A 20,361-nucleotide genomic window follows, 5' to 3' on the forward strand; every position below is an offset into this window, starting at 1 on the left:
CGTATCCTACCTACTTGCTCACAGTGAGTGGATTCCGTCGACCTGTACGTGCACGATCTCCGGGTCCTTGCGGGCGGACCGGGTCGCCACAAGATGGCGCAGCTGCCTGGTCAGCCCGGGGCCGTCCGCGTAGCTGAACCGCAGGATCAGTCGATAATCATCGTCCGGCGCCCCGGGCCGCGGCGCTCCCCCGGCAGAATGCTCGGTCGGCGCGGGCCCGAGCACATCAACCGATTCGGGCAGCTCAAGTGCCGACAACGCCTCATTGAGGGCCGTGGAAGCACCGCTGAGCGTCGCCACCCGTAGCGACGGCGGAAGGCGTAGCTCGCGGCGTTCCACAAGTTCACGCGAGGCATAGCCGGAGGGATCCCACCGAATCAGACCGCCAGCAGTCGTGGGTTCGTCAGCAGTGAGCAACACGGTTCCCCCGCGTGTGGATGGACGGACCAGCGCCGCCGCGCCGAGCCAGCGCCGCAGTGCCTGCTCCCCCGCACGCAGGCCGGGTAACGACAGCAACTGTTCCCCATCGAGCAGGACCGCGGCTGCGTAGCCCCGGTCCGCGATCGGCTCGGCGCCGACCGTGGCAACCACGATGGCCGGTCGATCGGGCACGCTGTGCAACACATGGTCTCCGCCGGAACGCACCATCGGGATTCCGGGGAATGCCCTGCCGAGTTCCTCGGTTGTCCGGTCCGCGCCGATCACAATCGAGCGAAGAGAGGTGCCTTCACATTCGGGGCAGTGAAAGTCGCCGGCCGGTTTCCCGCACCAGCCGCAACTGGGCGCCTGATCCGGGCTCGCTTGCCGAAGCGGCCCGGCGCACTCCGAGCAGCGTGCCGATCGACGACAGGTGCCGCAGGCCAGGGCAGGCAGGTAGCCGGCACGGGGAACCTGGACCAGGACGGGTCCCGGCTCGTGTTTCTGGCGCTTTTCCAGGCCGAGCGCCGATCGGAAGATTGCGAAGGCCGCATCGGGAAACCGATTGCGCGCGCCGGAGTCGCGGTCCGGATCGGGCTGCACGACGCGTGGAGTGTTCTGCCGCAGCGTCTTGCGGTCGGGCTTCAGGTCGACGCACCAGCCGAGTTCGACGAGCCGCTGTACGTTGGTGCTGCGCGAGTAGCCGGCCAATAGCACGCCCGCGTCGTTCTGGGCCGCGCGCATCATCAGCACGTCCCGGGCGTGCGGGTAAGGCGCCCGCTGCTCGGCCAGCAGGTCGTTGCCCTCGTCCCAGCAGACAACGAGTCCCAGATCGGAAAGCGGGGCGAACGCGGCCGCCCTGGTACCGATCACGATCCTGGCGCCCGCGGTCGCCGGCCGGAGCAGCACGCCCAGGAATGAAGCGTATCGGTCGGCGGGACCCTCATCGGCGCTGAGCCGGACGAAGCCGGCCGGGCCGCACTCTGCGGTCAGCGCGTCGGCGAGCACAGTCAGATCGCGATAATCGGGCGCAACGATGAGTGCCGATCGTCCGGAACGCTGAACGGCGGATGCCGCCCGGGCCACCAGCGCGGCCCAGCCCGTGCCAGGGGCGTCGCCGGGGATCGCGGTCAGCGCCGCCCTCGGTGCCTGCCCTTCGGCCAGGTGCCGCAGGAATGCGGCGCCTCCCCCGTACGCAGACCAGTCTCCCGGCGCCAGGTCGCCGGCGCGGATAGCGGTCTCAGACCCAGCAGACCCCTGCGACTCCTTCAGGATCTGCTTCTCCGTCCGGGCGTGACGCGGCGGAATCGCCAACCGCAGCACGTCGGAACGCGTACCCGCGTATCGGTCGGCCACGGCCTCGGCAAGCCCCAGTACCTCACGCGTCAGTATCGGCACGGGTGAGACGACTCTGCCCAGGGTGGTCAGCTCGCCGACGTGATCAGTCTCGGCCTTCCGGCAGACAATGAAGCCGTCGACATCGCGGCCGGCGAAACGCACCCGTACCCGCACACCGAACTGTGCGTCGGCATCCTGGTCGGCGGAGACATAGTAGTCAAAGACCCGGTCCAGATGCGGAACCGGAGCGTCGATCAGAACCTCGGCGATGTGGTTCTCAGCGGCAAGCTCGATGCCATTGCTTGTGCTGCCGGAGCTGACCGCCGGGGTCAGCAGACCGTCGAACAGCCCGGTTTCCGCAGCATTGTCCGGTCGCCCTGCGGCCGGAACCGCTGCGGGCGAGGAATCGCTCTGCGGAATGGACATGCCTCCATTTCAGCAGACGGTACCGACAGCAGCGGCAGAGAGTCAGCGATGTCCGGGTCCGGTAAGGTTCCGGGCCGAAGTAGCTTACGAAACCCGGACCTCGAAGCCGATCCCCGAATGCGTGTCAGACGTTCAGCGCCCGCCGCAGGTCGTCGACCCGGTTTACCTTCTCCCAGCTGAAATCCGGGAGCTCACGACCGAAGTGACCATACGCCGCGGTTTGCTGGTAGATCGGCCGCAGCAGGTCAAGATCGCGAACGATTGCGCCTGGCCTCAGGTCGAACACCTCCTGAATGGCAGCGGAGATGCTGTCGGAGGCAACCTGCTCTGTGCCGAAAGTCTCAACGTAAAGGCCGACCGGCTGCGCTACGCCGATCGCGTAGGCCACCTGGATTTCGGCACGGCTGGCCAGTCCGGCGGCAACCACATTCTTCGCCACCCAGCGCATGGCGTAGGCGCCCGAGCGGTCAACCTTAGAGGGATCCTTGCCGGAAAAGGCCCCGCCACCATGCCGGGCATAGCCGCCGTAGGTATCGACGATGATCTTGCGGCCGGTCAGGCCGGCATCCCCCATCGGACCGCCGGTGACGAAAGCGCCCGCTGGATTGATCACCAAATTGGTTTTCGAGGTGTCCAGTGGGATCCCATCCAGCAGCGGCCGGATAACGTGCTCGGCGATGTCCGCCTTGAGCTGTTCCTGGCTGACTTCACCTGCGTGCTGGGTCGACAGCACGACGGTTTCCACGCTGACAGCATCGTCCTTGTCGTAGCCGACGGTGAACTGCGTTTTGCCATCCGGGCGGAGGTAGGGCAGCAGTCCGGTCTTGCGCACCTCGGTAAGCCGTTCGGACAGACGGTGGGACAGCCAGATCGGCCAGGGCATCAATTCCGGTGTGTCGTTATTGGCGTAGCCGAACATCAGGCCCTGGTCGCCGGCGCCCTGCTGCGAGATCTCGTCATGACCCGCCGACCAGGTGTCGCCATCGCGGCCTCGGGACTCGAAGGAATTGTCCACGCCCGCGGCAATATCCTGCGACTGCGAACCGATCGACACGGAGACGCCACAGCTGTGCCCGTCGAAACCCTTTTCGGAAGAGTCATAGCCGATGTCGACGATCCGGTTCCGCACGATGTTGGCGATGTCGGCGTAGCCTTCGGTCCGAACCTCTCCGGCGACGTGGACGAGGCCGGTGGTCACCATTGTCTCCACCGCGACCCGGCTCGAGGGGTCCTCCCGCAGCAAGGCATCGAGAATCGAGTCGCTGATCTGGTCGCAGATCTTATCCGGATGTCCTTCGGTAACGGACTCGGACGTAAACAGGCGCAGACCCTGCTGGGCGGAAGGCAGAATTGTCACTTGATGAAGCTTAGCTTCTACCAATCAGGAACGGAGAACGCCCAGGGCGTCGATGACGGCATGTGACACAGCGAGCTTGCTGCCGTCGGCAGAACCGATAACCTCCGGTTCACCTCCGGGCCGGCGACGGGCCAGGATGTCGACCCGGTTGCCATCGGTGCCAAAGCCAACACCTGTGCCAACCTTGTTGACCACCAAGAGGTCGCAGCCCTTGGCCTCGAACTTCTTCCTGGCGTGGTCGAGCACTGTCCCGTCGGCATCCCCTGTTTCGGCCGCGAAGCCGACGATGACCTGATCAGTGACGGAGCGATCCGACCTGGCCTGGACCAGAGACCGCAGGATGTCAGGGTTGCGGACCAGCCGCAGGGTCAGTTCTTCGTTCGCCGAGGTCTTCTTGATCTTTGTTGTCTCGACGCTCGCCGGCCGATAGTCGGCGACGGCCGCGCTCATGATGACGATGTCCGCCTGCGCGGCCTCGCGCAGCATCGCTTCGGCCAGTTCCGCGGCGCTGGACACCGGCACGAGCGAAATGCCGTCCGGCGGAGGGACCTCGAGGTTCGCGCCGACCAAGGTGACCTGACCGCCCCGTGCCAGCGCTGCCTTCGCAAGGGCGACACCTTGGCGCCCGGACGAGTGATTGCCGAGGTAGCGGACCGGATCCAGCGGCTCCCTGGTGCCGCCCGCGCTGATCAGTACCCGAGTGCCGGCCAAATCGGATCCGCGGCCGGCCGGTTCGCCATCGTCGGCAGACGCCGAGCCGGTTTCAGCCGACCCGGCAGCCGCCGACCCGGTTGCAGACGACGACCCGGTTTCAGCCGACCCAAGCAGCGCAATCGCCGCAGCGTAAATCGCCTCTGGTTCCGGCAGCCGTCCCGGGCCGGAGTCCGCACCGGTGAGCCGACCGGAAGCCGGCTCGAGCACGTTGATACCGCGGGAGCGCAGGGTGGCGATATTCGCTCGGGTCGCGGGGTGCTCCCACATCTCGGTATGCATAGCCGGCGCCATCAGCACCGGGGCCGTGCAGGTAAGCAAGGTCGCCGTCAACAGGTCGTCGGCCATACCGTGCGTGGCCCTGGCCAGCAGGTCGGCCGACGCCGGAGCGACAACTACCAAATCGGCGTGACGGCCGATCCGTACGTGCGCCACCTCGGGAATGTTCTCGAACACATCCGCCGAAGCTGAATGTCCGGAGAGCGCTTCCCAGGTGGCGGCGCCAACGAAGTTCAGGGATGCCGCCGTGGGCACCACCTGCACGTCGTGACCAGCTTCGGTGAACTTCCGGAGCAGCAGCGCCGACTTATATGCGGCGATACCTCCGGCCACGCCCAGGACGATGCTGGCCACGGGGTGAGCGTTTACTCGCCGGCAGGCACGTGGTCCGAACCGACGACGAGGCCGGCCTCGATCTCACGCAGCGCAATCGAGAGCGACTTCTCGTTGAGTTTGGTTGCCACCAGCGGCCCGACATTTTCCAGCAGGCCGTCCTGTAGCTGTGAGTAATAGGCATTGATCTGCCGGGCCCGCTTAGCACCCTGAATGACCAACGCGTACTTGGAATCGGTGATCGCAAGCAGATCGTCGATCGGTGGGTTGGTGATGCCTTCTGGCGTTGCAGACACAAAATCTCCGTTTAACAGTTGAGTGTGTTCGGCAGCCGCCCGGCTGCCAAGGTTTACGAGTCCGAACCAGCGCTATGCGGGTCGACTCCCATTAATGATACGAGTTCTTCAGCCGCTTTCCGAATGTCGTGATTGACGACCGTCGTGTCGAACTCGGATTCAGCCGCCAGTTCGACCCGCGCTGTGTCCAGGCGTCGCTCCTGCTCCTCCGCGGATTCGGTGCCGCGGCCGATCAGCCGGCGCACCAATTCCTCCCAGGAGGGTGGGGCAAGAAACACGAAGTGTGCCTCCGGCATGGTCTCCTTCACCTGCCGGGCTCCCTGCAGATCGATCTCAAGCAGCGGAGCCTTGCCTTCCGCTAGGGCCTCACGCACCGGCGCCACCGGCGTGCCGTAGCTATTACGACCGTGCACGACCGCCCATTCGAGCAGCTCGCCGCCGGCAATCATCCGGTCGAACTCAGCCTGACTGACGAAGTGATAGTGAACGCCGTCGATCTCTCCGGGCCGCGGGGCCCTGGTGGTTGCCGAAACAGACAGCCAGACGTCCGGATAACGGCCACGAACGAACGCCGAGACAGTGCCCTTGCCAACTGCTGTGGGTCCTGCCAGAACTGTCAGTCGGCTCACGGATTGTCGAAACGTTCAACGAGCGCGGCAACCTGATGAGTGCCGAGGCCGCGAAGCCTCCGGGTCGGCGCAATGCCAATGTCTTCCATAATCTGCGCCGCGCGCACCTTTCCTACTCCTGGCAACGATTCCAATAGGGCCGAGACCCTCAGCTTGCTCAATGCGTCATCGTTGCGCGAGCGCTCGATCACCTTTGCCACGGAACCGATGCCCCGCTTCAGTTCACTTTTCACTTCTGCCCTGATTCGCCGAGCATCGGCGGCTTTGGCCAGCGCATCAGCACGCTGCTCGGCCGTGAGCGGAGAGAGCGCCACCAGGACTCCTATTCGACGATATTCAAAAACACTTCGATGGGGTTTCGCGTGTCACTACGAGGGAATTCGCTTGTCAGTCATACCTATCACAAGGCCCAGCCCGTGCAACAGTACGAGCCACAGCCGGATTCTAAGCAAGGCAGTTCAACCAGCTCAGTCTAGTCAGTCAGCGAATCGAGTTCGGCGACCGCATCGAAAACGGCTTGCCGCAGCGCCGCCGGGTCCGGCCCGTGGGCGAGGATCGCACGCGATGTGGTTGGCAGCAGCTGACCGTTCGAGGCCGACAGGCCGAACACCGCTCGCAGCTCATCCGGTCCCGCACCCTGCGCACCCACCCCGGGCGCAAGCAGCGGTGCCGCCGTCTCCGCGAGGTCGATTCCGAGCTTCCGGACCGCGTCGCCGACAGTGGCGCCGACGACCATGCCTACCGAGCCGAGCTCGCCGCGCCGCCGGGCATCCGCGTTGGCCTCCGCCACGTCGCGTGCGATGGTGGCGGCAACGCTTCGTCCCTCGGGTCCGGTGGCGTGCTGCACGGAGGCTCCCTCCGGGTTCGAGGTCAACGCCAGCACGAAGACTCCCCGCTCGTTGTCCGCCGCCATCTCGAGCGCGGGCTGCAGTGAACCGAAACCCAGATACGGCGAAAGCGTCACGGCGTCGCCGGCCAGGGACGACATCGGGCCGAGATATGCCTCGGCATATGCCGTCATCGTCGAACCGATATCGCCCCGCTTGGCGTCGACCAGGCTGAGCACGCCGAGTTCCCTTGCCAGGCTCAGGGTGTCTTCGAGCGCGGCAACGCCCTGCGAGCCGTGCCGTTCGTACAGCGCTGACTGCGGCTTGACCATCGGAACCAGGTCGGCAAGCGATTCGACCACGATCCGGCTGAACTCCGCCACGCCGCGCGCGGAATCCGGCAGGCCCCAGGCCGCGAGCAGCCCGGGGTGCGGATCGATCCCAACCACGAGGCTGCCGCGTTCGGCGACCTTCGAGGCCAGCCGAACGCCGAAGCTACTCATCGTTTGCCCCATTCCTGCAGCGACTTGACCTTGAACGGTCCGGCCTTGACCACCTCGATCGCGCTCACTGCGGCCGAGAACGCCTGAATCGTCGTCATCGTCGGGCAGTTGACCGAGGTCGCCGCGGCGCGTATCTCGTAGCCGTCGGCCCGGGCCGAGCGCCCGGACGGCGTATTGAGGATCATCTGCACCTCGCCGGCCAGGATCCGGTCGATGATGGTTGTGCCGTCATCGCCCGCCCCCTCATCGGAAGCCTTGCGCACCGGTGTGGAGGCGATGCCGTGCCGACGCAGCACTGTCGCGGTCCCATCGGTCGCCAGCACCTCGAAGCCGAGGTCAACCAGGCGCTTCACCGGAAGAACCATCGAACGCTTGTCCGCGTCGGCCACCGAAACGAAGACCCGGCCGGACTTCGGCACATTGGTCGATGACGCTTCCATGCCCTTGGCGAACGCGGTCGGGAAGTCGACGTCGATGCCCATCACCTCACCGGTGGATCGCATTTCCGGCCCGAGCACGCTGTCAACGATCGCGCCGTCGGCGGTGCGGAACCGCCGGAACGGCAGCACGGCCTCCTTCACCGCGACCGGGGCGTCCAGTGGCAGCATGCTGCCGTCGCCGTGTGCGGGCAGCAGCGAACCCGGTTCGCGCAGCTCCTTGATGGTGCGGCCGATGGCGAGTAATGCCGCTGCCTTGGCCAGCGGGACAGTTGTCGCCTTGGAGACGAACGGGACGGTGCGCGATGCACGCGGGTTCGCCTCAATCACGTAGAGCACGTCGGCGGCCAGGGCGAACTGGATGTTCAGCAGCCCCTTCACGTCGACGCCCTGCGCGATGGCAAGCGTCGATTGGCGCACCCGTTCCAGCACGTTTTCGCCAAGGGTCACCGAGGGCAGCACACAGCCGGAGTCACCGGAGTGAATTCCGGCTTCTTCGATGTGCTCCATGATCCCGCCGATGTACAGGTCCTCGCCGTCGTAGAGCGCGTCGACGTCGATCTCAACCGCGTCATCGAGGAACTTGTCGACCAGCACCGGCCGGTCGGGAGACACCTCGGTCGCCGAAGCCATGTACGAACGCAGCTGCTCCGTGTCGTAGACGATCTGCATGCCGCGTCCGCCGAGAACGTAGGAGGGCCGGACCAGCACTGGGTAACCGATGTCCTCGGCGATCCGTTGCGCGCCGACGAACGATGTCGCGGTGCCGTTCTTCGGTGCCAGCAGCCCGGCGTTATCCAGTACCTCTCCGAAGGCCCCGCGGTCCTCGGCCAGGTCGATCGCCTCCGGCTGGGTGCCAAGCACGGGAACACCGGCCTGCTTCAGCCGGTCAGCGAGGCCCAGCGGGGTCTGGCCACCTAGCGTGCAGATCACGCCGAGCACAGGTCCCGCCTGGCATTCGGCGTGATAGACCTCAAGCACGTCCTCGAAGGTCAGCGGTTCGAAGTACAGCCGGTCGGCGGTGTCGTAGTCGGTCGACACTGTTTCCGGGTTGCAGTTGACCATGACCGTCTTCAGCCCGGCCTCGCGGATCGCCATCGTTGCGTGCACGCACGAATAGTCGAACTCGATGCCCTGGCCGATCCGGTTCGGCCCGGAGCCGAGGATCAGCACAACTGGTTCTTCCCGCGGGGCGACCTCGGTTTCCTCGTCGTAGCTCGAATAGTGATAGGGCGTCGTCGCCTCGAACTCCCCCGCACATGTGTCAACCGTCTTGTAGACCGGGCGCAGCCCTAGCGCATGCCGGACCCCTCGGACAACGTCCTCGGGCATTGTCCGCAGCTGGCCGATCTGCACATCGGAGAAACCGTGTCGTTTCGCGATGGTCAGGGTCGCTGTATCCAGTTGCGGCGCCGAGGCGATCTGCTCGGCGATTTCGTTGATCAGCTGGATCTGGTCCAGGAACCACGGGTCGATGTCGCAGGCCTCGTGCACCTCCTCGACCGACAGCCCGGCACGAAGTCCCTGCTGGACTGCGATCAGCCTGTCCTCGGTGGCGTGCCCGATCCTGCGCAGGATGTCTGCCCGGGCATCGGCGTCATCGATGTCGATGGCTGAGCCGTTCCAGTGGAAGGTCGCGCCCTTCTTCTCCAGGGAGCGCAGCGCCTTCTGCAGCGCCTCGGTGAAGTTCCGGCCGAGCGCCATCGCCTCTCCGACCGACTTCATCGTCGTGGTCAGCGTCGGATCGGCAGCCGGGAACTTCTCGAAGGCGAAGCGCGGAACCTTGACCACAACGTAGTCAAGGGCAGGTTCGAAGGACGCCGGAGTGACCTTCGTGATGTCATTCGGAATTTCGTCAAGGGTGTAGCCGACAGCGAGCTTCGCCGCGATCTTCGCGATCGGAAAGCCGGTGGCCTTCGACGCCAGGGCCGAGGACCGCGAGACGCGCGGGTTCATCTCGATCACGATGATCCGGCCGTCGTCCGGGTTGATCGCGAACTGGATGTTGCAGCCGCCGGTATCGACGCCGACCTCGCGGATCACGGCGATGCTGACGTCGCGCAGCCGCTGGTATTCCCGGTCGGTCAGGGTCAGCGATGGCGCAACTGTGATCGAGTCGCCGGTGTGCACGCCCACCGCGTCGACGTTCTCGATGGAACACACGACGACGACATTGTCTGCCCTGTCGCGCATCAGCTCGAGTTCGTATTCTTTCCAGCCGAGAATTGACTCTTCCAGCAGCACCTCATGGGTGATCGAGTCCTGCAGACCGGCGCCGGCGATCCGGCGCAGGTCCTGCTCGTTGTAGGCCATTCCACTGCCGAGGCCGCCCATTGTGAACGAGGGCCGGACAACCAGCGGATAGCCGAGCTGCCCGGCGGCCTCCAGGCAGTCCTCCATGCTGTGACCGATGTAGGACCGGGCGACTTCGGCGCCGCAGCGTTCCACCACGCCCTTGAACAGCTGCCTGTCCTCACCCAGCTGGATCGCGGCGATGTTCGCGCCGATCAGCTCGACGTCGTACTTTGCGAGCGTTCCACGCTCATCCAGCGCAATTGCCGCATTCAGCGCAGTCTGGCCGCCGAGCGTCGGCAGCAGCGCGTCCGGACGCTCCTTGGCAATGATCGTCTCAATAACTTCCGGCGAGATGGGCTCGACGTAGGTGGCGTCGGCAATCTCCGGGTCGGTCATGATTGTCGCGGGATTCGAGTTGACCAGGATGACTCGCAGGCCCTCGCCGCGAAGTACGCGACAGGCCTGGGTTCCGGAGTAGTCGAACTCGCAGGCCTGGCCGATTACGATCGGTCCGGAACCGATCACCAGGACGCTTTTCAGGTCTGAACGAAGTGGCATTAGTGGATCTCCTCGTCGTGAGCGTTGGCCATCAGATCGAGGAAACGATCGAACAGATAGCGGGAATCATGCGGTCCGGCCGCGGCCTCGGGGTGATACTGCACCGAGAAGGCCGGCCGGTCGATGCAGCGCAGGCCCTCGACGACATTGTCGTTGAGGCAGACATGGCTGACCTCGACCATGCCGTAGCGGCCGTCGTCGTAGGGCGCCGTGCTCGGCGCGTCGACCGGGGCGTCGACCGCGAAGCCATGGTTCTGCGAGGTCACCTCGACCTTCCCGGTCGCCCGGTCGAGCACCGGCTGGTTGATACCGCGGTGCCCGAACCGCAGCTTGTACGTGCCGTAGCCAAGCGCGCGGCCCAGCAGCTGATTGCCGAAGCAGATACCGAAGAACGGCATGCGGTCATCCAGCACGGACCGCAGCAGCTCGACCTGCCGGTCGGCCGTCGCCGGGTCGCCGGGCCCGTTGGAGAAGAACACGCCGTCCGGGCCGAGTTCGCGAAGCTGCTCAGGGGTCGTCGCGGCCGGAAGCACATGTACTTCTACTCCGCGTTCGGCCAGCTGAGCGGGCGTCATCGTCTTGATCCCGAGGTCGATGGCGGCAACCGTGAATTTTTTGGTGCCCTTGGCCGGCACGATGTACGAGGTGCCGACCGAGACTTCCTCCGCCAGCTGGGCGCCCTTCATCGGGGCGGCGCCACGCACGGCTTCCAGTAGTACGGCGTGCGGCTGCATCGCGGCATCTCCGGAGAAAATCCCTACCCGCATAACGCCGCGGTCGCGCAGGTGCCGGGTCAGAGCGCGGGTGTCGACGCCGGAAATACCGACGATTCCCTGCCTGGCAAGGCGCTCGTCCAGGGTCTCGGTTGAGCGCCAGTTCGACGGCCGGCGCGCGGCGTCGCGGACGACGTAGCCCGCGGCCCAGAACCTGGACGATTCGTCGTCCTCGTCGTTGACTCCGGTGTTTCCGATGTGCGGAGCGGTCTGGATGATGACCTGCCGGTGGTACGACGGATCGGTCAGGGTTTCCTGATACCCGGTCATGGCGGTGACGAAAACAGCCTCACCGACTGTCGAACCGATCGCGCCGTAGCCTGCTCCGTGGAAGGTACGTCCGTCTTCGAGCAGGAGCGTTGCGGGGTGCGTTGCTTGGGTTGCGGTACTCACGATTTCTCCGGTACTAGTTCTGAAATTGCCTGCTTGAGTGCTGGTCGATGCTCTGCCTGACGGGTCCGGAATCCGGTGTCAACGAGCTGTTTGCCCAGTCGCCAGCTCACTACGACGAGCCCGTCCTTTTCGACGAACTTGCCGGCCATGCCACTTTCCGTCCGGACCGAGCGGAGCTTGCCGACCGGGATGAAGAAGTCGGAGACTCCGCTGCGGCGCCACACCAGGCCCTCGGGCCGGACCTCCACGGTGGCGTCGGTGCGGATTCCGAGCTGGTGCACGGCGATCCGGTCGAGCCAGTCGCCTTCCGTCGTGGTGGCGACATAGCTGCCCGGCACTACCAGGATGGCATCGCCGAGCGATTGCGGCACCGGGTCGGGAGCGGCGATTTCGGCCTGTCGTTTCAGCCGTCCTCGCCAGCCAAGCCACAGCAGCAGGAAGAGCAGCGCTATGACGGCTACCGCGATGAGAACCGGGATCAGGCGGTCCATTCGGCGCCGCCTTCCTCGCTGATCACATGCGGTGTCCCCAGCGCCCCATCGGCCACGACCGGATGCCCGTACAGGAATGTGTGCCGGATCGATCCGCTGAGTTCGAGCCCGGCGAATGGCGTGTTCCGGCCGGCCGTGGCCATCGTTGCGGCATCCACGGTGAACTGCCGGTCGGGGTCGATCAGCACCAGTTGCGCGGCGTCACCGGCGGCGAGCCCGCCACCCTGCTGCTCCAGGCCGGCAATCTCGGCCGGCCGGGTCGACAGCACCCGGGCCAGGTCCGGCCAGGTCATCAGGCCGGTGTCGATCATCGCTTTTTTGACGATCGGCAGGGCGGTCTCCAGACCGACCATGCCCATTGCCGCGGCCGACCACTCGCAGCACTTGGCCTCTTCAGGGTGCGGGGCGTGATCGGTGGCAACGATGTCGATCGTCCCGTCGGCGAGCCCCTCGCGGACGGCTTCGACATCGCGCGCCGTTCGCAGCGGCGGGTTGACCTTGTAGACCGGGTCGAAGCTGCGCACCAGTTCATCCGTCAGCAGCAGATGGTGCGGCGTGACCTCGGCCGTGACATTCACCCCGCGGGACTTCGCCCAGCGGATGATGTCGACCGATCCGGCCGTCGACACGTGACAGATATGCAACCGGGAGCCGACGTGGTCGGCTAGCAGCACATCGCGGGCGATGATCGCCTCCTCGGCCACCGCTGGCCAACCAGGCAGTCCGAGAGTCGCGGAGACGGCGCCTTCGTGCATCTGGGCACCCTCGGTCAGCCGTGGCTCCTGGGCATGCTGCGCGATGATGCCGTCGAATGCCTTCACGTATTCAAGTGCCCGGCGCATCAGCAGTGGGTCATGCACGCACATTCCGTCGTCGGAGAAAATGCGAACCCGGGCGGCCGATTCGGCCATCGCGCCGAGTTCGGAAAGTCTGGTCCCGGCCTGGCCGAGGGTAACGGCGCCTATCGGCCGCACTTCTGTGTAGCCGGCGCGCTGGCCGAGCCGCCAGACCTGTTCTACGACGCCTGCTGTGTCGGCGACCGGAGCGGTATTGGCCATTGCGTGCACCGCGGTGAAGCCACCCATCGCCGCGGCCCGTGACCCGGAGAGCACCGTCTCGGCATCCTCGCGTCCCGGTTCGCGCAGGTGGGTGTGCAGGTCGACGAAGCCGGGCAACGCGATCAGGCCGGTTGCGTCGATCTCGGTCGGCGTTTCGGCTCCTGGGCTGAATACATCGACGAACCGGCCATTCTCGATCCGGAAATCTGTGCCGGCTCCGCCAAGTGGGGACGCGTTACGGATCAGGTAGGTCATGGCAGCTCTTTCTGTGGGTGGTCCGCGGCAAGCAGCAGGTACAGCACGGCCATCCGGACCGAGACGCCGTTGGCGACCTGCTCGATGACGGTCGACTGGGCCGAGTCGGCTGCGGCCGCGCAGATCTCGAAGCCACGGTTCATCGGGCCGGGATGCATGATCAGCGTCCGATCCGCCAAGCGGGAGAGTCTGGTCTCGCCGAGTCCCCAGCGTTTGGAGTACTCGCGCGCCGAGGGGAAGAACGATGCCTGCATGCGTTCCTGCTGCACCCGGAGCATCATGATCGCGTCCAGTGCCCCGTCGTCGATGACGCCGTCCAGGTCGTAGCTGACCTCGCAGGGCCAGGAGTCGACGCCGACCGGCAACAGCGTTGGTGGCGCCACCAGGGTTACCTCGGCGCCGAGCGTTCGCAGGAGGTGGACGTTCGACCGGGCGACCCGGGAGTGCAGAATGTCCCCGACGATCGCGACTCTAGCGCCGGCCAGGTCGGCACCGGTTGCTGCGGTGTTCCCGTCGCCTCCGACCAGATGACGTCGCATCGTGAAAGCGTCGAGCAATGCCTGGGTCGGATGTTCATGGGTGCCGTCTCCGGCGTTGACGATCCCGGCATCGATCCACCCGGCCTGTGCCAGCCTGGCCGGAGCGCCCGAGCCGGGGTGCCGGATCACCACGGCGTCGGCGCCCATCGCTTCGAGAGTTTGCGCCGTGTCCTGCAGACTCTCGCCCTTGGACACGCTCGAGCCCTTGGCGGCGAAGTTGATCACGTCCGCCGACAGCCGCTTTGCCGCGGCTTCAAAGGAGATCCGGGTCCGGGTGGAGTCTTCGAAGAACAAATTCACCACGGTACGGCCGCGCAACGTAGGCAGCTTCTTGATATCCCGTCCGGAAACGGCGGCCATCTCTTCGGCGATGTCGAGCGTAGCGATGGCGTCTGCACGACTGAGGTCTGCGGTTGAAAGCAGGTGGCGGTAACTCACTGGTCACCGCCGGAAATCTCGACGGTGTCTTCGCCATCCAGCTCGGCAAGCCGGACCTGTACCCGCTCATCCGCGGCGGTTGGCAGGTTCTTTCCGACGTGATCGGCTCTGATCGGCAACTCGCGATGTCCGCGGTCGACCAGGACGGCGAGCCGCACCACGCGGGGGCGTCCCAGGTCCGAAAGCGCGTCCAAGGCGGAGCGAACGGTGCGCCCGGAGAACAGGACGTCATCGACGAGCACGACTGTCTTGTCGTCGATACCGCCCTGCGGGAGTTCAGTGGGAGAGATGCTCCGGATGGGCTGCCGGTGCAGGTCGTCGCGGTGCATCGTCACGTCGAGCGATCCGACGATGGCGTCGGCATCAACGCTGGGTTCGATCTCCGCAATCCGCTGAGCCAGCCGGCGAGCCAATGGGACGCCGCGGCTGGGAATGCCGAGAATGACCAGGTCCTCAGCGCCCTTGTTGTGCTCGAGGACTTCGTGCGCGATTCGGGCTATCGCCCTGCGGATTTCGGCAGCATCAAGCACTTGGCGTGCACGCATGCGTCATCCCCCTTCCCCGCCTCACTGGACGGCACTTAAAGGAGCTGTGTTGCCACAACTGTAGCAACGCGTCAGACTCTGGACCTAAAGGCCCAGGCTCGGCTTGAGGTCCATGATCCTGCCGAGCAGTCCGTTGACGAAGTTCGGCGACTCGTCGGTGGACACCAGGCGTGCCAGGTCAACCGCCTCATCGAGTGCGACTTTGTCCGGCACATCGTCGTTGTAGAGCACCTCCCAGGCACCCACCCGCAGGATGGCCCGGTCAACTGCGGGCATCCGCTGCAGCGACCACCCCTGTGAGTAGGTTTCCAGGTACTCGTCGATCTCGTCCTGATGCGCCGCGACACCCTGCACGATTTCCGCGGCGTACGCGCGCATCGGGTATTCCGTGTCGGTGCTGCGTTCCTGCAACATAGCCAGCGGCGCGATCTCTCGCTGCTCCGCTTCGTACAGAACGTCCAGTGCGCGCTTACGCGCCTTGCTGCGGGCACTCACTCGTTAACGCGCCCCAGGTAGTCGCCGGAGCGGGTGTCGACCTTGATCTTGGTGCCCTGCTCAATGAACAGCGGTACCTGGATCTCGTAACCTGTCTCCAGCGTCGCCGGCTTGGAGCCGCCGGTCGAGCGATCTCCCTGCATGCCAGGTTCGGTATAGGTGATCTCGAGGACGACGGACGGCGGCAGCTCGACGTAGAGCGCTGCGCCGTCGTGGAAGGCGATCTGGATAGTGTTGTTCTCAAGCAGGAAGTTGGCGGCCGATCCGACCACCGTCTCGGTGATGCTGTACTGCTCGTAGTCGCTGTTGTCCATGAAGACGTAGTCGGTGCCGTCATGGTAGAGGTACTGCATATCGCGGCGATCGACGTTCGCGGTCTCGACCTTGGTGCCGGCGTTGAACGTCTTGTCGACGGTCTTGCCCGACAGCACGTTTTTCAGCTTGGTCCGGACGAACGCCGGACCTTTGCCGGGCTTGACGTGCTGGAACTCAGTGACAGACCACAGCTGCCCTTCCAGATTAAGCACCATGCCGTTTTTCAGATCATTAGTCGAAGCCACGCGATTTCTTTCCCTTGTCTAGCCCGAGTCTTATCCAGCCCGAGTCATATCCAGCCCGGGTCTTATCTGACCGAGCCTTGCCTGGCGGCGGGGGTCAGCCTGGGGTGATTTTTTCGAACCTCACCTAGGGTACCCGGTCTGCGCATCAACCCATTAACCGTTAGCGGCGATCATCAGTCTCCGGCTCAACGGGCAGGCTCGAGATCGCCAGCCGGTAGGAATGAAAACCAAAGCCGGCGATGGTGCCGGTCGCAACACCGCTGATCACGCTGTTGTGCCGGAACGCCTCACGGCTGGCCGGGTTGGTCAGATGCACCTCGACGAGCGGCAGCCCGGAGCCGGACACCTGGGCACAGGCATCGCGCAGCGCGTAGGAGTAATGGGTGAACGCTGCCGGGTTCAGGATCACCGGCGTCCGCGAATCGACCGCCTCGTATAGCCAGGAAATCAGCTCGGCCTCATCGTTGGTTTGGCGCACCTCGGCTGAGTAGCCGTGTGAAGCCGCCTGATCGACACAGAATTTCGTCAGCGACACGAAATTCTGCGCGCCGTAGACGTCCGGTTCGCGGCTGCCGAGCCGGCCGAGATTGGGCCCGTTGAGTATCAGAACGCGCATAGTGGCCAACTATAGCTTTCGCCATTCATCCGGTCGTTTCCTGATCTGCGGGCCGGGCCCTGTAGGCGAAGGCCATCCACCACCAGAGCAACGCACTTATCGCGATGACGAGAAGCAATCCGAGCACGCTGAGACCGATGCCGAGTGCACCAAGTGCCGCGAATTGGCCGGACACTGCATCCTGATCGGCCCCACCTGCCTCGATACTGGAGCCAACGGCGACCATGGCAACCACGAACATACTGGATAGCACGGTCCAGGCAAGCGGCCAGAGGAAAACTGAAAGTAGCAGGTTGACGCCGAAGTTGATGCCGGTGCCGGACCACGACACGGCTTTCGGCCGATGGACGTCTGCAGCACGCATCACCGCCCGGCCGATCCAGAGCCCGGCCAGAAAGAATGCCACACCGACGAAGCAGGCGGCCACCGTGATCGCGGCTGCGACGATCCAGCCGGACCGGTCCAGCCCGGCGAACAGACTCTCTGACTCGCTCAACTCGCCAGTGGCCTCGACAAAAGCGGCGAACATAACGAAGGCCAGAACACTGCCGACAGCTCCGAGAACAGTGATGCCAAGCAGCTGCAGCGGCCCGGCGATGCCACCGGCCCAAAGCGCCGCGGAACGTTGCCGCCGAGACAACGGCGGCCTGGGCGGCCGGTACACCGGCGGATACGGCTGGTAGTAGACCGGCTGGTAATACACCGGCTGGTAGTAGGCCGGCTGCTGGTAATAGGGCTGCTGCGGCCCGTACCCCGGCGGTCGACCATAGGGCTGGGGAGCGGGCGGCGGCCGGTTGGGTTCAGGTGGCAGCGTCATAGCTTCAGATTCTAGTCAGCCCAGCTGGACCGCGCCGCCGCGTGGCGCCTCGGCTGCAACCTCCTGGAATGCTGCAAACAGCAGTGCGGGATCCGGGCCTTCAAGGGTAGTTGGCCGGGCCAGGTCATCGAGCACCACGAAACGCAGCAGTGCACCGCGGGCCTTCTTGTCGCGTTTCATCGAGTCCAGCAACTGGTGCCAACGGTCGGCGCGGTAGGTCAGGGGCAGCCCGAGCTTGCGCAGGATATCGCGTTGCCGGTCCACTACGGCGTCCGGAAGTCCCCTGGTGAGGCTGGACAACTCGGCGGCAAACATCATGCCGACCGAAACTGCGGCACCGTGCCGCCACTGGTACCGTTCGGCAAGCTCAATTGCGTGGCCGAGCGTGTGCCCGTAATTCAGGATCTCCCGGCGACCGGTCTCCTTGAGGTCCTCGCTGACCACGGAGGCCTTCACCGCGATGGCCCGCTCGATCAGTTCGCGCAGCACGGCGCCGCCGTGGTCCGAGATGTCGTCGAGCGAATTGTTCTCCAGCAGGTCCAGGATTGCGGGATCGGCGATGAATCCGGCCTTGACCACCTCGGCCATTCCGGTGAACAACTCGTTTCTTGGCAGCGTCGCCAGCGTGTCGACATCGACGACGACGCCGGCAGGCGGGTGGAAGGCGCCGACCAGGTTCTTCCCTTCGGCCGTGTTGATTCCGGTCTTGCCACCGACGGCGGCGTCGACCATGCCAAGCAGGGTTGTCGGCACGTGCACCACCTTGACGCCTCGAAGCCAGGAGGCGGCGACAAAGCCGGCCAGGTCGCTCACCGCTCCCCCGCCGACCGAAACGACGGCGTCGGACCGGGTGAAGTCGGACTGACCGAGAACGCCCCAGCAGAACGCGGCGACCTGAATGTGCTTGGCCTCCTCGGCATCTGGAATCTCGGCCGCCACGGCCTCGTACCCGCTAGCGGCAAGATCCTCGCGCACGGCATCGCCAGTGGTGCGCAGGGCGCGCGGGTAGACCACCAGGACCTTCCTGACGTGCTCGCCGAGCAGGCCGGGAAGCTCACCGAGCAGGCTGCTGCCGACCAGAACCGGATAGCTCTGGTCGCCACCGACCTCGATCCGGCGTGGTTCCGCTGCGTTCTCGCTACTCACTGGTTCTCCGTTCGTGGTGTCTGTTCAGGTTCCCGGGCCAGGTCCTGCAGGTAGCTTTTTGTGTGGACCGAGGCGATGGCCTCAAGGATGCGCGAAACCACCGCTCCCGGTGGCGCGTTGGACGCTGTCACAGTGACGCTCGCGACCTCGTGGTACAACGGGGTGCGTTCCTTCACGATTGCCCGCCAGCGGTCCAGCGCAGTGGCAGACTCCGAGTTGAGCAGCGGCCGGGAATTGTTGTTGATCCGGGTGGCCACCGTCTCGGCATCGATGTCGATCAGCACGACGATAACGCTCGGGTGCTTGAGCTGCGCCCTGGTGTCAGGGTGCAGGATGGCGCCACCGCCGAGTGAGACGACGCCGGGCCGGCGGACGAGTTCCTGGATCGCGTCATCGACTGTCTGGCGCTCCAGGTCGCGGAATCCATCTTCGCCGTACACGAGGAAGAGGTCTCCGATGGTGCCCCACTTCGCGACCAGCATCGCGTCGGTGTCCCGCATGCTGACGTCCAGCTTCTCGGACAACATCCGGCCCACCGTGGTCTTTCCAGCAGCTGGCGGTCCGATCAGCACGATGCGGGCCGGTGGCCGGGCAGACGGATTGAGCGGCGGTGACGGTTTGGGAACTGGTCTGGACATCGCTAACTCTGCAGAGTTGCCGGGATGTTCCGCCGGTAGGTGTCGATATTGCGTGCGGTCTCGGCCACCGAGTCCCCGCCGAACTTCTCCACGACGGCGTCCGCAACGACCAGGGCGACCATGGCTTCCGCCACGACGCCGGCCGCAGGAACCGCGCAGACATCCGAGCGTTGATGGTGGGCCTTGGCGTTCTGCCCGGTTGCGACATCGACTGTGGCCAGGGCGCGCGGAACAGTCGCAATCGGCTTCATCGCCGCCCGAACCCGCAAGACATCTCCGGTGGACATGCCGCCCTCGGTTCCGCCGGCACGACCGGTCGAGCGTCCGATCCTGCCGCCGGTGGTCTGAATTTCGTCGTGTGCCTGGCTGCCGCGCCGGGCGGCGGTGCGGAAACCATCGCCGATTTCGACGCCCTTGATTGCCTGGATCCCCATCAGGGCTCCGGCGAGCCGGGAGTCGAGCCGGCGATCCCAGTGCACATGCGAGCCCAGGCCGGGAGGAGTGCCGTACGCGAGCACCTCTACGACTCCGCCGAGGGTGTCGCCGGCTTTTTTGGCGTCGTCGACCTCGGCGACCATCCGGGCCGAGGTGTCCTGATCGAAGCAACGCATCGGATCGGCATCCAGAGCGTCGACATTGTCTGCGGTAGGCAGCTCGGTACCCTCGGGGACCATGACGGGACCGATGCCGACGGTGTGCGAGACCAGCGTGATCCCGAGCTCGGCGAGGAAGGAAGACGCGACGGCGCCGAGAGCGACCCGGGTCGCCGTCTCCCGTGCGGAGGCACGTTCGAGCACGGGCCGCGCCTCGTCGAAACCATACTTCTGCATGCCGACCAGGTCGGCGTGGCCGGGCCGTGGCCGGGTCAAGGGTGCGTTACGCGCCTGTTCGGCGAGTTCATCGGGATCGACCGGGTCGGCGGACATCACCTGTTCCCACTTCGGCCATTCGGTGTTTCCGACCTCGATGGCGACCGGGCCGCCCTGGGTCCGTCCATGCCGGACGCCCCCGATCAGCCGCACGGCGTCCTGTTCGAACGACATCCGGGCGCCGCGACCATAGCCGAGCCGACGGCGGGCCAGTGCGGCCTGGACCTCCTCAGTCGTGATGGGCACGTGGGCCGGAAGGCCCTCAAGAATTCCGACGAGGGCAGGGCCGTGTGATTCCCCTGCGGTAAGCCAACGCAACATA

20 protein-coding genes are annotated in these 20,361 nt (G+C 65.4%); all 20 read right to left on the reverse strand.

Features of this window, described 5'->3' with window-relative positions; translation table 11 throughout:
• Window positions 1-18: 18 nt before the first annotated feature.
• Window positions 19-2,181, reverse strand: coding sequence for a primosomal protein N' (locus LWF01_RS08610; protein WP_349640611.1), 2,163 nt, complete (start codon window positions 2,179-2,181; stop codon window positions 19-21).
• 124 nt (window positions 2,182-2,305) lie between these two features.
• Window positions 2,306-3,529, reverse strand: coding sequence for a methionine adenosyltransferase (metK, locus tag LWF01_RS08615; RefSeq protein ID WP_349640868.1), 1,224 nt, complete (start codon window positions 3,527-3,529; stop codon window positions 2,306-2,308).
• Between the two features lie 33 nt (window positions 3,530-3,562).
• The gene (locus tag LWF01_RS08620) at window positions 3,563-4,882 is read right to left on the reverse strand and encodes a bifunctional phosphopantothenoylcysteine decarboxylase/phosphopantothenate synthase (protein ID WP_349640612.1); all 1,320 of its coding nucleotides are present in this window, start codon (window positions 4,880-4,882) and stop codon (window positions 3,563-3,565) included.
• 11 nt (window positions 4,883-4,893) lie between these two features.
• Window positions 4,894-5,157 (reverse strand): DNA-directed RNA polymerase subunit omega, encoded by a 264-nt coding sequence (rpoZ, locus tag LWF01_RS08625; protein WP_349640613.1) that lies wholly within the window; start codon window positions 5,155-5,157, stop codon window positions 4,894-4,896.
• Window positions 5,158-5,210: 53 nt separating this feature from the next.
• Window positions 5,211-5,786, reverse strand: coding sequence for a guanylate kinase (gene gmk, locus LWF01_RS08630; protein WP_349640614.1), 576 nt, complete (start codon window positions 5,784-5,786; stop codon window positions 5,211-5,213).
• Complete coding sequence (mihF, locus tag LWF01_RS08635; RefSeq protein WP_349640615.1) at window positions 5,783-6,100, reverse strand: integration host factor, actinobacterial type; 318 nt, start codon at window positions 6,098-6,100, stop codon at window positions 5,783-5,785. The genes gmk and mihF overlap by 4 nt, the downstream gene beginning before the upstream one ends.
• 158 nt (window positions 6,101-6,258) lie before the next feature.
• Window positions 6,259-7,116 carry an orotidine-5'-phosphate decarboxylase gene (pyrF, locus tag LWF01_RS08640; protein ID WP_349640616.1) on the reverse strand — a complete coding sequence of 286 codons (858 nt, stop codon included), beginning with the start codon at window positions 7,114-7,116 and terminating at the stop codon, window positions 6,259-6,261.
• The gene (gene carB, locus LWF01_RS08645) at window positions 7,113-10,406 is read right to left on the reverse strand and encodes a carbamoyl-phosphate synthase large subunit (protein WP_349640617.1); all 3,294 of its coding nucleotides are present in this window, start codon (window positions 10,404-10,406) and stop codon (window positions 7,113-7,115) included. Before carB ends, pyrF begins: the two co-directional genes overlap by 4 nt.
• Entirely contained in the window at window positions 10,406-11,575 is a 1,170-nt protein-coding gene (gene carA / locus LWF01_RS08650) for a glutamine-hydrolyzing carbamoyl-phosphate synthase small subunit (protein WP_432762017.1), read from the reverse strand. Before carA ends, carB begins: the two co-directional genes overlap by 1 nt.
• Window positions 11,569-12,063, reverse strand: a complete 495-nt coding sequence (locus LWF01_RS08655; protein ID WP_349640619.1) for a PH-like domain-containing protein — start codon at window positions 12,061-12,063, stop codon at window positions 11,569-11,571. Before LWF01_RS08655 ends, carA begins: the two co-directional genes overlap by 7 nt.
• Entirely contained in the window at window positions 12,051-13,376 is a 1,326-nt protein-coding gene (locus LWF01_RS08660) for a dihydroorotase (RefSeq protein ID WP_349640620.1), read from the reverse strand. The genes LWF01_RS08655 and LWF01_RS08660 overlap by 13 nt, the downstream gene beginning before the upstream one ends.
• Entirely contained in the window at window positions 13,373-14,353 is a 981-nt protein-coding gene (locus LWF01_RS08665) for an aspartate carbamoyltransferase catalytic subunit (RefSeq protein WP_349640621.1), read from the reverse strand. Before LWF01_RS08665 ends, LWF01_RS08660 begins: the two co-directional genes overlap by 4 nt.
• A complete protein-coding gene (gene pyrR / locus LWF01_RS08670) occupies window positions 14,350-14,898 on the reverse strand; it encodes a bifunctional pyr operon transcriptional regulator/uracil phosphoribosyltransferase PyrR (protein WP_349640622.1) in 549 nt (182 codons plus the stop codon). Before pyrR ends, LWF01_RS08665 begins: the two co-directional genes overlap by 4 nt.
• A gap of 84 nt (window positions 14,899-14,982) precedes the next feature.
• On the reverse strand, window positions 14,983-15,393 hold the full coding sequence (nusB, locus tag LWF01_RS08675; RefSeq protein ID WP_349640623.1) for a transcription antitermination factor NusB: 411 nt from the start codon (window positions 15,391-15,393) through the stop codon (window positions 14,983-14,985).
• Window positions 15,390-15,953, reverse strand: a complete 564-nt coding sequence (gene efp / locus LWF01_RS08680) for an elongation factor P (RefSeq protein WP_349640624.1) — start codon at window positions 15,951-15,953, stop codon at window positions 15,390-15,392. The genes nusB and efp overlap by 4 nt, the downstream gene beginning before the upstream one ends.
• A gap of 160 nt (window positions 15,954-16,113) precedes the next feature.
• On the reverse strand, window positions 16,114-16,569 hold the full coding sequence (locus tag LWF01_RS08685; protein ID WP_349640625.1) for a type II 3-dehydroquinate dehydratase: 456 nt from the start codon (window positions 16,567-16,569) through the stop codon (window positions 16,114-16,116).
• 25 nt (window positions 16,570-16,594) lie between these two features.
• Entirely contained in the window at window positions 16,595-17,386 is a 792-nt protein-coding gene (locus LWF01_RS08690) for a hypothetical protein (protein ID WP_349640626.1), read from the reverse strand.
• 15 nt (window positions 17,387-17,401) lie between these two features.
• Complete coding sequence (gene aroB / locus LWF01_RS08695; protein WP_432762018.1) at window positions 17,402-18,499, reverse strand: 3-dehydroquinate synthase; 1,098 nt, start codon at window positions 18,497-18,499, stop codon at window positions 17,402-17,404.
• Window positions 18,500-18,528: 29 nt separating this feature from the next.
• Entirely contained in the window at window positions 18,529-19,170 is a 642-nt protein-coding gene (locus LWF01_RS08700) for a shikimate kinase (protein ID WP_349640628.1), read from the reverse strand.
• A gap of 2 nt (window positions 19,171-19,172) precedes the next feature.
• Entirely contained in the window at window positions 19,173-20,360 is a 1,188-nt protein-coding gene (gene aroC / locus LWF01_RS08705; protein ID WP_349640629.1) for a chorismate synthase, read from the reverse strand.
• Window position 20,361 lies beyond the last annotated feature (1 nt).

The organism is Saxibacter everestensis, assembly GCF_025787225.1.
Lineage (GTDB): Bacteria > Actinomycetota > Actinomycetes > Actinomycetales > Brevibacteriaceae > Saxibacter > Saxibacter everestensis.

Excerpts from the sequence above, each read along its gene's own strand:
- LWF01_RS08610 (WP_349640611.1), bottom strand. The coding sequence starts at position 2,181 with ATGTCCATTCCGCAGAGCGATTCCTCGCCCGCAGCGGTTCCGGCCGCA.
- pyrF (WP_349640616.1), bottom strand. The coding sequence starts at position 7,116 with ATGAGTAGCTTCGGCGTTCGGCTGGCCTCGAAGGTCGCCGAACGCGGC.
- carB (WP_349640617.1), bottom strand. The coding sequence starts at position 10,406 with ATGCCACTTCGTTCAGACCTGAAAAGCGTCCTGGTGATCGGTTCCGGA.
- LWF01_RS08655 (WP_349640619.1), bottom strand. The coding sequence starts at position 12,063 with ATGGACCGCCTGATCCCGGTTCTCATCGCGGTAGCCGTCATAGCGCTG.
- LWF01_RS08660 (WP_349640620.1), bottom strand. The coding sequence starts at position 13,376 with ATGACCTACCTGATCCGTAACGCGTCCCCACTTGGCGGAGCCGGCACA.
- pyrR (WP_349640622.1), bottom strand. The coding sequence starts at position 14,898 with ATGCGTGCACGCCAAGTGCTTGATGCTGCCGAAATCCGCAGGGCGATA.
- LWF01_RS08685 (WP_349640625.1), bottom strand. The coding sequence starts at position 16,569 with ATGCGCGTTCTGATACTCAACGGGCCCAATCTCGGCCGGCTCGGCAGC.
- LWF01_RS08690 (WP_349640626.1), bottom strand. The coding sequence starts at position 17,386 with ATGACGCTGCCACCTGAACCCAACCGGCCGCCGCCCGCTCCCCAGCCC.
- LWF01_RS08700 (WP_349640628.1), bottom strand. The coding sequence starts at position 19,170 with ATGTCCAGACCAGTTCCCAAACCGTCACCGCCGCTCAATCCGTCTGCC.
- aroC (WP_349640629.1), bottom strand. The coding sequence starts at position 20,360 with ATGTTGCGTTGGCTTACCGCAGGGGAATCACACGGCCCTGCCCTCGTC.